Source organism: Nocardioides sp. (genome assembly GCF_041600255.1).
Taxonomy (GTDB): domain Bacteria; phylum Actinomycetota; class Actinomycetes; order Propionibacteriales; family Nocardioidaceae; genus Nocardioides.
The window spans coordinates 1-13,376 of the sequence record NZ_JBFIKK010000096.1 but is presented as its reverse complement, the minus strand read 5'-3'; the positions used below and the strand labels follow the sequence as shown (position 1 = coordinate 13,376).

The following is a 13,376-nucleotide window of genomic DNA, read 5'->3' as shown; positions in this document are numbered from 1 at the left end:
GGGCTCGTCCTACGGAGCCCACGAGAACTACCTGATGCGCCGCTCCACGCCGTTCGTGGACATCGTGCGTCACCTGACGCCGTTCTTCGTCAGCCGCCAGGTGGTCTGCGGCGCCGGCAGGGTGGGGATGGGCCAGGACGGGCGCCAGCACGGCTTCCAGGTCAGTCAGCGCGCCGACTTCTTCGAGGTCGAGGTGGGTCTCGAGACCACCCTGAAGCGGCCGATCATCAACACCCGCGACGAGCCACACGCCGACCCCGAGAAGTATCGGCGCCTGCACGTGATCATCGGCGACGCCAACCTGTCCGAGGTCTCGACCTACCTGAAGGTGGGGACGACCTCCCTGGTGCTGGCGATGATCGAGGACCGGTTCATCACCCGCGACCTCAGCGTCGACGGCCCGGTCGCCGCCCTGCGTGCGGTCTCGCACGACCCGACGCTCCGTCACCTGGTCACGCTCCAGGACGGTCGCCAGCTGAGCGCCGTACAGCTGCAGATGGAGTACCTCGACCTCGCCCGCAAGTACGTCGAGGACCGGCTCGGCGCCGACGCCGACAGCCAGACCGTCGACGTCCTCGAGCGCTGGGAGTCGGTGCTGACCCGGCTCGAACGCGACCCGATGCTCTGCGCCACGGAGCTCGACTGGGTGGCCAAGCTCAAGCTGCTCGAGCAGTACCGCTCCCGCGACGGCCTGGCCTGGGACGACGCCAAGCTCCAGCTGATCGACTACCAGTACTCCGACATCCGCCCCGCCAAGGGCCTGTACCACCGCCTGGCCGGCGCCGGCCGGATGGAGCGCCTGCTCGACGACGCCGCCATCGAGGCAGCCATGCACGACCCGCCCGCGGACACCCGGGCCTACTTCCGCGGCCGCTGTCTGGAGAAGTACGCCGCCCACGTCGCGGCCGCCTCCTGGGACTCCGTCATCTTCGACCTGCCCGGTCGCGAGTCCCTGCAGCGCGTGCCGACGATCGACCCGCTGCGGGGCAGCAAGGCCCACGTGGGGGAGCTGCTGGACCGCTGCGACACCGCGGCAGACCTGTTCGCCGCACTCACCCACTGATTTCCCGGGACAGTCCCGCGTCCGGGAACCACGCACTCGCTAGGGTCGGACCATGGCACAGGAGCAGAAGCAGCCGCGCAAGTCCTCCGAGAGCGAGGAGACGACCGAGGTCGCCCCCGAGACCGACGTCGCCGAGCGCAAGGAAGTCCTCGACGACGACGTGGACTCGATCCTCGACGAGATCGACGAGGTCCTCGAGTCCAACGCCGAGGAGTTCGTGAAGTCCTTCATCCAGAAGGGCGGGGAGTGACCCGATGACCTCCGACAGCCCCCGGCTGCCGGCGGCCTACCTGGTGCCCGGCACGTCGTCGTTCAGCGACTTCCTCGCCGTCCAGGCGCCTGACCTGCTGCCCTCGCGCCGCGCCCTGCCGCAGGGCCACCTCGGCGACCTCGCTCCGCACGGCACCACCATCGTGGCCGCCACCTTCCCCGGAGGCGTGGTGATGGCCGGCGACCGACGAGCGACGATGGGCAACATCATCGCCCAGCGCGACATCGAGAAGGTGTTCCCCGCCGACGAGTACTCCGCGGTCGGCATCGCCGGGACCGCCGGGCTGGCCGTCGAGATGGTCCGGCTCTTCCAGACCGAGCTCGAGCACTACGAGAAGATCGAGGGCAACACCCTCTCCATGGACGGCAAGGCCAACCGCCTCGCCGCCCTGATCCGCGCCAACCTCGGGATGGCCATGCAGGGCCTGGCGGTGGTGCCGCTCTTCGCCGGGTTCGACCTGGTCCACGGCAACGGCCGGATCTTCAGCTACGACGTGACCGGCGGCCGTTACGAGGAGACCGCCTTCCACTCGGTGGGCTCCGGGTCCCTCTTCGCCCGCGGGTCGCTGAAGAAGCTCTACCGCGAGGACTTCACCGCCGAGCAGACCGTGCAGGCGGTCGTCGAGGCGCTCTACGACGCGGCCGACGACGACTCGGCCACCGGTGGTCCTGACTTGGCCCGCCGGATCTTCCCGGTCGTCCAGGTGATCACCGCCGACGGCGGACGACGGATGCCTGACGCGGAGGTCGCCGAGATCGCCGACCGGGTGATCGCCGGCCGGATGACCCGGCCCGACGGCCCCGGTGCCGCACTCGACGGGGGGACCCAGCGATGAGCACGCCGTTCTACGTCTCGCCCGAGCAGCTGATGAAGGACCGGGCCGACTTCGCCCGCAAGGGCATCGCCCGGGGCCGTTCGGTGGTCGTCGTCCAGTACGCCGACGGCGTGCTGTTCGTCTCCGAGAACCCCTCCCAGGCGCTGCACAAGGTCTCGGAGATCTACGACCGGATCGCCTTCGCGGCCGTCGGTCGCTACAACGAGTTCGAGAACCTGCGGATCGCCGGGGTTCGACTCGCGGACATGCGGGGCTACGCCTACGACCGCCGCGACGTGACCGGTCGTGGGCTGGCCAACGCCTACGCGCAGACCCTGGGCACGATCTTCTCCAGCGGCGGGGAGAAGCCCTACGAGGTCGAGATCTTCGTGGCCGAGATCGGCGACGACCCCGCCGACGACCAGATCTACCGGTTGACCTACGACGGCCAGGTCGCCGACGAGCACGGCTACGCCGTGATGGGCGGAGCGGCCGACACGGTGGCGGCGTACCTCCGGGAGCACTACACCCCGGCAGCGCCGCTGAGCGAGGCCCTCCACGTCGCGGTCGCCGCCCTGGGGCACACGGCCGACGACCGGGGCGAGGCCAGCGACCGGGTCATCCCGGCCGACGACCTCGAGGTCGCGGTCCTGGACCGCAACCGGAGCCAGTCCCGGAAGTTCAGCCGAGTCCGGCCGGCACGGATCTCCGAGCTGCTCGCGGACCGGGGACCGGAGGGCCCCTCGGAGGTGAGCCCGGCAGGACCGGCGAGCACCGCCGACCAGCCGTCGGAGGGCGAGCCACCCGTGGCCCCGCCCCCCGCCGGCTGAGCGAGCGATCAGCCCTCAGGGGTTGATCGGCTGGCCCGCGCTGTTCTTGATCTGGTTGCGGTACTTGTAGCGCTCCAGGGAGAACGAGAAGAGCTTCGCCTTGGTCGGTACGACGACGCGCATCTTGCGCTTCCAGGTGCCGGCGTCGATGCACGGCGTGGGGATGTGCTTGGTCTTGACCGCCGTGAACATGTAGCCACGCATGTACAGGCGCCAGCGCCAGTGCACCTTGCGCGAGACCTCGCCGCTGTGGGTGGTGAAGGTCTGGGTGACGGACTTGCTGGTGGTGGTGCTCCGGTTCCACTGACGGTCGTACTTGGCCGAGGCCTCGCCGATCCCGAACTTGATGCCGGCCGAGCCACCCACGGTGTCGGCCGATCCCTTGCTGGTGGCGCTCAGCTCGCCGTCGGAGGCCGAGAGCGACTGGCTCCCACCCCACTGGAACGGGCCGGCGGACCGGCTGCTGGGCACCCAGACCGTCTGCCCCTTCGTGGTGGTCTTGCTGTACTGCGGATCGCACCCGTTGCGGTGCCCTTCGGCGGCGACGGCCGGGGCGTGGACTGCCCCGCCGGCCAGCACTCCGAGGGTGGTGCCGAGCACCAATGACTTCCTGACTACGGACACACGTACTCCCATGTTGCGGTGGTGGAGGGAGTCCCTGCGAGTGCGAAGGATCCCGAGATCGGCGAGGCGAGTTGGCTCGCCCCGGTTTTGCCGAGGGCTAGGGTAACGCCATGGACCGTCGGATCTTCGGGATCGAGAACGAGTACGGCGTCACGTGCACGTTCAAGGGCCAGCGCCGGCTCAGTCCCGACGAGGTCGCTCGCTACCTGTTCCGCAAGGTCGTCAGCTGGGGGCGCAGCAGCAACGTCTTCCTGCGCAACGGGGCTCGGCTCTATCTCGACGTGGGCAGCCACCCGGAGTACGCGACACCCGAGTGCGACGACATCACCGAGCTCGTCACCCATGACAAGGCAGGGGAGCGGGTGCTCGAGGGCCTGCTCCTCGACGCCGAGCAGCGCCTGCACGACGAGGGCATCGCCGGCGAGATCTACCTGTTCAAGAACAACACCGACTCCGCCGGGAACTCCTACGGCTGCCACGAGAACTACCTCGTCGGCCGGGCCGGCGAGTTCAGCAGACTGGCCGACATCCTGATCCCGTTCCTGGTGACCCGCCAGATCGTCGTCGGCGCCGGGAAGATCACCCAGACGCCGCGCGGTGCGACGTACTCGGTGAGCCAGCGCGCCGAACACATCTGGGAGGGCGTCTCCAGCGCCACCACCCGCAGCCGACCGATCATCAACACCCGGGACGAGCCGCACGCCGACGCCGAGAAGTACCGGCGGCTGCACGTCATCGTGGGCGACTCCAACATGAGCGAGACGACCACCATGCTCAAGGTGGCCAGCTGCGACCTGGTGCTGCGGATGATCGAGGAGGGCGTGGTCATGCGCGACCTCACGATGGAGAACCCGATCCGGGCGATCCGGGAGATCTCGCACGACATCACCGGTCGACGCAAGATCCGCCTCGCCAACGGCCGCGAGGCCAGCGCCCTGGAGATCCAGGGGGAGTACCTGGCCAAGGCACGGGACTTCGTGGACCGGCGCCAGATCGGCACACCGCTGATCGAGCAGGCGCTCGACCTGTGGGAGCGCGGGCTCAAGGCCGTCGAGTCCGACGACCTCGGTCTGGTCGACCGCGAGATCGACTGGGTGATCAAGTGGAAGCTGATCGAGTCCTACCGGGCCAAGCACGGTCTCTCGCTCGGCCACCCCAGGATCGCGCAGCTCGACCTGACCTACCACGACATCCACCGCGGTCGGGGGCTCTACTACCTGCTGGAGAAGCGGGGGAAGGTCGCCCGGCTCACCACCGACCTCAAGATCTTCGAGGCCAAGACCGTGCCGCCGCAGTCCACCCGGGCCCGTCTGCGGGGGGAGTTCATCCGCAAGGCGCAGGAGCGGCGGCGGGACTTCACCGTCGACTGGGTGCACCTCAAGCTGAACGACCAGGCCCAGCGCACGGTCCTGTGCAAGGACCCGTTCCGGGCCTACGACGAGAGGGTGCAGCGGCTCATCGACGGCATGTGATCCCCAGGCGGCACCGCCTGCGCGTGGTGGGTGCCCGGGGCGGATAGGGTGAACGGCGCTGTGCCGCGTGCCCGGCCGACCCCACCCGGAACTCTGCGAAGGTGAACCCCGTGACCCGACGTACCCGTCGTCTCCCGCTCGTCCTGATCCCGCTGCTGTTGGCAGGTGTGCTCACCTCGTGCGGCGACGACGCCGACGGCGGCCCGTCCACCGGCCTGGACGCGGTGAGCATCGAGGGCTCGGTCGGCGAGGCCCCGGAGGTCACCTGGGAGTCGGACATGAGCGCCGACGAGCTGGAGACCACCACCCTCGAGGAGGGCGACGGGGAGGAGGTCGAGTCCGGCGACCAGGTCTTCACCCACATCTGGATCGGGAACGGCTTCACCCAGGAGCAGTCGTTCAGCACCTACGACGAGGGCAAGCCCGAGCTGGTCACCGTGGACGACACCCTGAGCCCCATCTTCGGCGACGCGCTGGAGGGCCAGACGGTCGGATCCCGGGTGGCGGTCACCGCTCCCGCAGACCTGGCCTTCGGTGACGCCGGCAACCCCCAGCTCGGGATCGGCAACAAGGACACCGTGCTGGTCATCGTGGACCTGATCAGCATCAACGTCGTGCTCGACGGCCCCGAGGGCGAGCCGCAGGCCGCGCCGGCCTGGGCGCCGAGCCTGGTCGAGGAGGACGGCGACGTCACCGCACTGGACTTCGGCAAGGCCCCGGCCCCCGACGGCACCCTGCGCTCGGCCACCCTGATCCAGGGCACGGGTGCGAAGGTCAAGAAGGGCCAGACCGTGACCGTCGACTACCTCGGACAGGTGTACGGCGCCAAGAAGCCCTTCGACGAGAGCTTCAGCGGGGACAGCCCGCTCTCCCGGACCATCGGCGCCGGCGAGCTGATCAGCGGCTGGGACAAGACGATCGTGGGCGCCCGGGTCGGCAGCCGACTGATCCTCGGCATCCCGCCGCGCGAGGGCTACGGCAAGCAGGGCAACGAGCAGGCGAACATCAAGGGCACCGACACGATCTACTTCGTCGTCGACATCCTCGGCGCGAACTGACCGAGTCGGCGTGACGAGGAGGGTGGCATGACGGTCCGCAAGACCGAGCGACTGCTCAACCTGCTCATCATGCTGCTCGTGCAGCGGCACTACGTCTCCAAGGCGAAAATCCGCGGCATCCTCTACCCCGAGGCGTCCGACGAGGCGTTCGAGAAGATGTTCGAGCGTGACAAGGACGAGCTGCGCAGTCTCGGCGTCCCCATCGAGGTGGGCAGCATGGACGCCTTCTTCGACGACGAGCCCGGCTACCGGATCCGTCCCGACGAGTTCGCGCTGCCGGAGATCAGCCTGGAGGCCGACGAGGCCGCCGTCATCGGGTTGGCCGCCAAGGTCTGGGAGCACGCTCGGTTGGCCGAGGCCACCACGGACGCCGTGCGCAAGCTGACCGCGCTCGGGGTGCCCCTCGACGTGGCCGCGCTGGACATCGCCGAGCCCCGACTGACGGCCGACGAGCCGTCCTTCGACGTGTTCTGGGAGGCCACCCAGGAGCGGCAACCGGTGGAGTTCGACTACCAACGCTCCGGTGAGGCAGCTCCGGGTCGCCGCCACGTCCAGCCGTGGGGCGTCGTGCGCTACTCCGGCCGCTGGTACGTCGTCGGCCACGACACCGACCGCGAGCAGGAGCGGGTGTTCCGGCTCTCCCGGGTGGTCGGGGAGGCTCGCCGGATCGGTGTCCCGGGCTCCTACGAGGTGCCACCGGGGACGGATGTCCGCGCCGTCGCCCAACGCCTGGCGCCCCCGCCCTCCACCAGCCGAGCCGTCCTGCTGGTCCGACGGGGCTCCGGCCACGCCCTGCGTCGCAACGCGACCACCGTGACGGCAGACGTGCAGGGGCCGGACGAGCGGACCGCCTGGGACCGCGTGGTCATCGAGCGTGGGGGAGTGGGGATGGCCGACGACGTCCTGGGCCATGGTGACGACGTGCTGGTCGAGGAGCCCGCCGACCTGCGCCAGGCGGTCGTGGACCGGTTGCGCGCGACCGTGGAGGGGGCTCGATGACTCCGGTCTCGCTCGGGGCCAAGGACCAGGTCGCCCGCCTGCTGACCCTGGTGCCCTTCCTGCACGCCCACGGCCAGGTCCGCCTCGACGACGCGGCCGCAGTCCTGGGCGTGCCGGCCAAGCAGCTCGTCAAGGACCTCAAGGTGCTGCTGATGTGCGGCCTGCCGGGCGGCTATCCCGACGACCTGATCGACGTCGACCTCGAGGCGCTGGAGGACGAGGGCGTCATCCGCGTGTCGAACGCCGACTACCTCTCCCGGCCGCTGCGGCTCTCCCCGACCGAGGCGACCGCCATGATCGTGGCGTTACGGGCCCTGCGCAACGGCGCCCGCGACGAGACCCGCGCCGTCGTCGACCGCGCCCTGGCGAAGCTGGAGGCGGCCGCCGCCCAGGGCTCCGGTCACGGCCTCGACGCCCGGATCGACCCCGGAGACGAGCCCGAGTCCGCCGAGGTGGCCGGGCTGCGCGCCCGGCTGCAGGAGGCCGTCGACCAGCAACTCCAGGTGCGGCTCACCTACTTCGTCCCCTCGCGTGACGAGGAGTCCCGGCGCACGGTGGATCCGCGCGGCGTGGTCAGCGCGCAGGGCGTGGCCTACCTGGACGCCTGGTGTCACACCGCCGAGGCGCCGCGCTGGTTCCGCCTGGACCGGGTGCACGAGGCCGAGGTGCTCGACGCGACCGTGCAGACCCCTGCCGAGGCGCCCCGGGACCTGGGCGACGGGCTGTTCGCCCGTGCCGCGCAGACCCGTTCGGTGACGCTGCTCGTGGCGCCCGCCGCACGGTGGATCGTCGAGTACTACCCCGTGGAGGAGGTGCGGGCGGTGGCCGAGGGTCATCTCGAGGTGGACCTGTTCGTCGCGGACGAGCGCTGGCTGCAGCGGCTCCTGCTGCGCCTGGCCCCCCACGCCCGGGTGCTCAGCCCCCCGGAGTTCCACCAGACGTTCATCTCGTCCGCGCGGGCCGCGCTCGGTCTCTATGCCGAGACCCGGCGTACGATGAGGGATGACACGCCCAACCACGTGAGGACGTCATGAACCCGCTCATCGCTGGACTCGGCCCCACCGAGCTCATCATCATCCTTGCTGTCATCGTCCTGATGTTCGGTGCCTCCAAGCTCCCCGAGCTCGCTCGCGGGTCGGGCCGTGCGCTGCGGATCTTCAAGGCCGAGACCAAGGGCCTGATGGACGACGAGGACGACGACCCGAAGGCGACCCCCGAACAGCGGGAGCTCAAGGAGCGCCAGGCCCGTCTCGACGCCGAGACCGAGGCCGACCGCATCGCGCGTGAGCGCCGCGACGACACCACCGCCTGATCGTCCACGGTGGCCAGCTCTCTCCGCGCGACCGTGGGCGGCTTCGCCCGCCTGCTGCGTGGCACTCCGGTGCACCCGGTCGGAGCCGACGGCCGGATGGCGCTCTCCGACCACCTGCGTGAACTGCGCGCGCGGCTGATCAAGGCCGTCCTGTTCCTGGTCGTCACCTTCGTGGTCGCCCTGTTCTTCTACGACGTCCTGCTCCAGCTCGTGCTCGAGCCGTACAACGACGCCCGCCTCGCGCTCGACCAGAAGACCCAGACCACGGCGTACGTCGCCGGGGCGACCGGCCCGCTGATGCTGCAGCTGAAGCTCTGCGCGGTGGCCGCGCTGGTCGCCTCCAGCCCGTACTGGCTGTACCAGATCTGGGCGTTCATCGTGCCGGGCCTGCACGCCAAGGAGCGCACCTGGTCGCGGGTCTTCGCAGCCGTCGCCGGCCCGCTGTTCATCGTCGGGGTGGCGACCGGCTACTACGTGCTCCCCAAGGGGCTCGAGGTCCTGATCGGGTTCACCCCGGCCTCGCTGCAGAGCCTCGTCGAGTTCGGTGAGTACTTCAGCTTCCTGACCCGGATGCTGCTGGTCTTCGGCATCGCCTTCGAGATCCCGCTCTTCGTGATCATGCTCAACCTCGCCGGTGTGGTCTCCGGCAAGCAGATCGCCAAGTACCGGCCCTGGATCATCATCGGCACCTTCATCTTCGCGGCGGTCGCGACGCCCTCGACCGACCCGTTCTCGATGCTGATGCTCGCCACCCCGATGCTGCTGCTCTTCCTGCTGGCGGAGCTGATCGCCCGCACGGTTGACCGGCTGCGTCAGCGTCGCGCCGCCACGAGCGAGACCTGGGCCGACGACGAGCTGTCCCCGCTGTGAGCGCCGCCAGCTCCGGAGCCGTCGAGCTCGACCCCTTCGACCAGCCCGAGTGGCTGGGCGAGGTCGAGGTCACCTGGAGCGCCGACGTCGGCATCCGCACCGGGCACCACGTCCTGGGCCGGTTGACCGGCCCGGCCCAGGGCCAGGAGATCCCCTGCGACCTGCTGGCCATCGACGAGGCGTACCCCCGACCCGTGGCCGACGACGCGACCCGGCTGCGCGCGCACCAGGCCTGGCGACACGACCAGATCCTGCTGATCGCGCTGGGCGACGACCCGGAGGCCCGGCTCACCCTCTCCGTGCCCGGCACCACCTTCACCGCCGACCTCGTCCTCGACGCGCTCAGTCGGCTGGCCAAGGCCGTGGGCGCCACGCCGGACCACTACGCGGCACGGCTGCGGATCGGCGCGGACAACGCAGGTCGCGGCCGCTAGGGTCGGCCGCGTGCCCGCTCATCGTCGCGAGATCGCCCTCCTGACCAACCCCACCGCGGGCAAGGGGAAGGGCGCCCGGGTCCACGACGTCGTGGCCGGACGTCTGCGTGACGCCGGCTTCGCCGTACGGGACCTGCTCGGCCGCGACGCCGACGAGGGCCTCGACCTGGCCCGGGCGAGTGTCGCCGGGGGAGTGGAGTCCCTCGTGGTCGTCGGCGGCGACGGCATGGTCCATCTCGGTGTCCAGGCGGTCGCCGGCACCCCGACCGTCCTCGGGGTGGTGCCGGCCGGCACCGGGAACGACGTGGCTCGCTACTTCGACCTGCCGCGCCGCGATCCCCTCGCCGCCACCGACCGGATCATCGCCGGTCGCACGCGCACGATCGACCTCGCGCGCAGCGGCTCGAAGTACTTCGTGACCGTGCTCGCCGCCGGCTTCGACGCGATCGTCAACGAACGGGCCAATGCGATGCGCTGGCCGAAGGGGCAGATGCGCTACAACGTCGCGACGCTCGCGGAGCTGCGCACGTTCGAGCCGCTCTCCTACCGCCTCGAGCTGGACGGTGAGGCCCGGCGGGTGGACGCGATGCTGGTCGCGGTCGGCAACGGGCCGTCGTTCGGGGGCGGTCTGCGGATCACCGAGGGCGCCGTCCTCGACGACGGACTGCTCGACGTGGTCATCATCAAGCCGATGACCAAGCCCGAGCTGCTGCGCACCTATCCGAAACTCTTCAAGGGCACACACGTGACGATCCCCCAGTACGAGCACCACCTCGTCCGCTCGGTCACCGTCGCGGCCCCCGGCGTGGTCTCCTACGCGGACGGGGAGCGGTTCGGGCCGCTGCCCCTCACCGTCGAGTGTGCTCCCGGAGCGTTGACGGTCCTCGCCTAGGCTGGCGGGCATGAGGCCCACCCCGAGGTGCAGCAGATGAGCACGGCCGACGAGATGTCCCCCTCCGAGCGGTACGCCGACTACCGCACCGGTCGTGAGCACCCGGTCTTCCGCGAGTTCCAGAGCCTGTACTCCTTCCCGCTGGACGAGTTCCAGGGCCGGGCCTGTCGCGAGATCGAGGACGGGCGCGGCGTCCTGCTGGCAGCGCCGACCGGTTCGGGCAAGACGATCGTCGGCGAGTTCGCCGTCCACCTCGCGCTCGAGACCGGCCGCAAGTGCTTCTACACCACCCCGATCAAGGCGCTCTCGAACCAGAAGTTCCACGACCTGGTGGCGCGCTACGGCGCCGACAAGGTCGGCCTGCTGACCGGCGACAACGTGGTCAACGGCGAGGCGCCGGTCGTGGTGATGACGACCGAGGTGCTGCGCAACATGCTCTACGCCGGGTCCCGGACGCTCGAGGGTCTGGGCTTCGTGGTGATGGACGAGGTCCACTACCTCGCCGACCGGGCTCGGGGCGCCGTGTGGGAGGAGGTGATCATCCACCTGCCCGAGTCGGTGGCTTTGGTCTCGCTCTCCGCGACCGTCTCCAACGCCGAGGAGTTCGGGGACTGGCTCGCCACCGTGCGAGGCGAGACGACCACGATCGTGGAGGAGACCCGGCCGGTCCCGCTCTACCAGCACGTGATGCTCGGCAAGCGGCTGCTCGACCTGTTCGCGGACTCCGACGTCGATGCCAAGGCCGGCTTCGTCAAGGAGGGCGCCCCGGTCAACCGGGAGCTGCTCAAGATCGCGCGCGACGACTGGGCCAGCAGTCGGATCAAGGACCGACGCTCCCCGCGCGGCCGGTCCCAGGCCGGCGGCAAGGGCGGCAAGGGCGGCGCGAAGCAGGTCGGCAACGGTCGCCGGGTCTGGATCCCGAGCCGGGTCGACGTGCTCGAGGCGTTGCACCGCGGCGGTCTGCTGCCCGCGATCACCTTCATCTTCAGCCGGGTCGGCTGCGACGCGGCGGTCACCCAGTGCCTCAACGCCGGCGTCCGCCTGACCACGCCGGAGGAGCGCGACGAGATCCACGCCTTCGTGGAGCAGAGCTGCCGCCACCTGCCCGCCGACGACCTCGAGGTGCTCGGCTACCACACGTTCCTGGACGGGCTGACCCGCGGCGTCGCCGCCCACCACGCCGGCATGCTGCCGGCCTTCAAGCACTGCGTCGAGGAGCTGTTCCTGCGCGGGCTCTGCAAGGCCGTCTTCGCCACGGAGACGCTGGCGCTGGGCATCAACATGCCGGCCCGCACGGTCGTCATCGAGAAGCTCACCAAGTGGAACGGTGAGACGCACGCCGACATCACGCCGGGGGAGTACACCCAGCTGACCGGTCGTGCCGGGCGCCGGGGACTCGACACCGAAGGCCATGGCGTCGTGCTGTGGCAGCCGGGGATGAACCCCCAGGAGGTGGCCGGGCTGGCCTCCACCCGGACCTATCCGCTGCGCTCGTCGTTCCGGCCGTCGTACAACATGGCGGTCAACCTCGTGCACCACTTCGGTCGGGAGCGCTCGCGTGCCCTGCTCGAGCAGTCGTTCGCGCAGTTCCAGGCGGACAAGGCGGTGGTCGGGCTGGCGCGCCAGCTGCAGAAGAGCACCGACGCGCTGGAGGGGTACGCCGAGGCGGCGGCCTGCGACCGCGGCGACTTCATGGAGTACGCACGCCTGCGGCGACGGATCAGCGACGCCGAGAAGGGCGCCAGCAGGGCGCGGCGCAGCGACCGGCGCGAGGAGGCCCTGGCCTCGCTGGCCCGACTCAAGCCGGGCGACGTCATCCAGGTGCCGACGGGCAAGTTCGCGGGCTTCGCCGTCGTGGTCGACCCGGGCTTCTCGCCCGAGGGCCCGCGGCCGTACGTCGTGACGCAGGACCGCCAGGCTCGACGGCTGGCGATGATCGACTTCCCCACCCCGGTCGAGGCCGTGACCCGGCTGAAGATCCCGAAGAACTTCAGTGGTCGCAACCCCCAGATGCGACGCGACCTCGCCTCTGCGCTTCGGTCGAAGACGCACAACCTGACGCCCCCACCGACCACGTCGGCGCGCTCGGCCCGCCCACCGGTCGACAGCCAGGTGGAGGCCGAGCTGACCTCGTTGCGCAACCAGCTGAAGGCACACCCGTGCCACGACTGTCCGGACCGCGAGGACCACGCTCGCTGGGCCGAGCGCTGGTTCAAGCTGGACCGCGACTCGGCGACGCTCAAGCGGCGGGTGGAGCAACGCACCAACACGATCGCGCGACAGTTCGACCGGGTGTGCGACGTGCTCACCGCGCTGGAGTACCTCGACGGCGACACGGTCACCCCGCGTGGGCGCCACCTGCAACGGCTCTACTCCGACATGGACCTGGTGGCCGCTGAGTCGCTGCGACACGGCCTCTGGGACGCCCTGTCGCCCTCCGAACTGGCCGCCGCGCTCTCCGTGCTGGTCTTCGAGGCGCGCCGACCCGACGACGCGTCGTCCCCGCGCATCCCCGGGGGAGCGGTCAAGGAGGCGATCGGCGAGATGGTCCGGCTCTGGGCCGAGCTCGATGCCCTGGAGCGGGACAACAAGCTCGACTTCCTGCGCCAGCCCGACCTGGGCTTCGCGTGGATCGCCTACCGGTGGGCCGAGGGCGACGACCTCGACGACGTCCTGAGCCACACCGAGATGGCCGCCGGTGACTTCGTGCGCTGGATGAAGCAGCTGCTCGACCTGG

14 protein-coding genes are annotated in these 13,376 nt (G+C 70.3%); 13 read left to right on the top strand and 1 reads right to left on the bottom strand.

What is annotated here, in order from left to right; all coding sequences use genetic code 11:
* From dop to prcA, 4 genes are all read left to right on the top strand, one after another.
* Window positions 1-1,063 (top strand): depupylase/deamidase Dop (dop, locus tag ABZE72_RS11935; protein WP_372729254.1); only part of this gene is annotated, 1,063 nt, incomplete at its 5' end.
* Window positions 1,064-1,115: 52 nt separating this feature from the next.
* The gene (locus tag ABZE72_RS11930) at window positions 1,116-1,313 is read left to right on the top strand and encodes a ubiquitin-like protein Pup (RefSeq protein WP_372729253.1); all 198 of its coding nucleotides are present in this window, start codon (window positions 1,116-1,118) and stop codon (window positions 1,311-1,313) included.
* Between the two features lie 4 nt (window positions 1,314-1,317).
* Complete coding sequence (prcB, locus tag ABZE72_RS11925) at window positions 1,318-2,169, top strand: proteasome subunit beta (protein WP_372729252.1); 852 nt, start codon at window positions 1,318-1,320, stop codon at window positions 2,167-2,169.
* A complete protein-coding gene (prcA, locus tag ABZE72_RS11920) occupies window positions 2,166-2,978 on the top strand; it encodes a proteasome subunit alpha (protein ID WP_372729251.1) in 813 nt (270 codons plus the stop codon). Before prcB ends, prcA begins: the two co-directional genes overlap by 4 nt.
* 15 nt (window positions 2,979-2,993) lie before the next feature.
* Here prcA and ABZE72_RS11915 read toward each other — a convergent pair whose 3' ends face one another.
* Window positions 2,994-3,578, bottom strand: a complete 585-nt coding sequence (locus ABZE72_RS11915) for a hypothetical protein (protein ID WP_372729250.1) — start codon at window positions 3,576-3,578, stop codon at window positions 2,994-2,996.
* A gap of 134 nt (window positions 3,579-3,712) precedes the next feature.
* Here ABZE72_RS11915 and pafA point away from each other — a divergent pair, with 134 nt between their 5' ends.
* From pafA to ABZE72_RS11870, 9 genes are all read left to right on the top strand, one after another.
* Window positions 3,713-5,074: a Pup--protein ligase gene (gene pafA / locus ABZE72_RS11910; protein WP_372729249.1), complete on the top strand. Its 1,362-nt coding sequence runs from the start codon at window positions 3,713-3,715 to the stop codon at window positions 5,072-5,074.
* A gap of 110 nt (window positions 5,075-5,184) precedes the next feature.
* Complete coding sequence (locus ABZE72_RS11905) at window positions 5,185-6,132, top strand: FKBP-type peptidyl-prolyl cis-trans isomerase (RefSeq protein WP_372729248.1); 948 nt, start codon at window positions 5,185-5,187, stop codon at window positions 6,130-6,132.
* 27 nt (window positions 6,133-6,159) lie between these two features.
* Entirely contained in the window at window positions 6,160-7,131 is a 972-nt protein-coding gene (locus tag ABZE72_RS11900; RefSeq protein ID WP_372729247.1) for a helix-turn-helix transcriptional regulator, read from the top strand.
* Window positions 7,128-8,165 carry a helix-turn-helix transcriptional regulator gene (locus ABZE72_RS11895; RefSeq protein ID WP_372729246.1) on the top strand — a complete coding sequence of 346 codons (1,038 nt, stop codon included), beginning with the start codon at window positions 7,128-7,130 and terminating at the stop codon, window positions 8,163-8,165. Before ABZE72_RS11900 ends, ABZE72_RS11895 begins: the two co-directional genes overlap by 4 nt.
* A complete protein-coding gene (locus ABZE72_RS11890) occupies window positions 8,162-8,443 on the top strand; it encodes a Sec-independent protein translocase subunit TatA (RefSeq protein ID WP_372729245.1) in 282 nt (93 codons plus the stop codon). Before ABZE72_RS11895 ends, ABZE72_RS11890 begins: the two co-directional genes overlap by 4 nt.
* Before the next feature lie 9 nt (window positions 8,444-8,452).
* Entirely contained in the window at window positions 8,453-9,313 is an 861-nt protein-coding gene (tatC, locus tag ABZE72_RS11885) for a twin-arginine translocase subunit TatC (protein WP_372729244.1), read from the top strand.
* Window positions 9,310-9,747 carry a hypothetical protein gene (locus tag ABZE72_RS11880; RefSeq protein WP_372729243.1) on the top strand — a complete coding sequence of 146 codons (438 nt, stop codon included), beginning with the start codon at window positions 9,310-9,312 and terminating at the stop codon, window positions 9,745-9,747. Before tatC ends, ABZE72_RS11880 begins: the two co-directional genes overlap by 4 nt.
* Window positions 9,748-9,757: 10 nt before the next feature.
* Window positions 9,758-10,639 (top strand): diacylglycerol kinase, encoded by an 882-nt coding sequence (locus tag ABZE72_RS11875; RefSeq protein WP_372729242.1) that lies wholly within the window; start codon window positions 9,758-9,760, stop codon window positions 10,637-10,639.
* Window positions 10,640-10,675: 36 nt separating this feature from the next.
* The coding region (locus ABZE72_RS11870; protein ID WP_372729241.1) for a DEAD/DEAH box helicase at window positions 10,676-13,376 on the top strand (2,701 nt) is incomplete at its 3' end.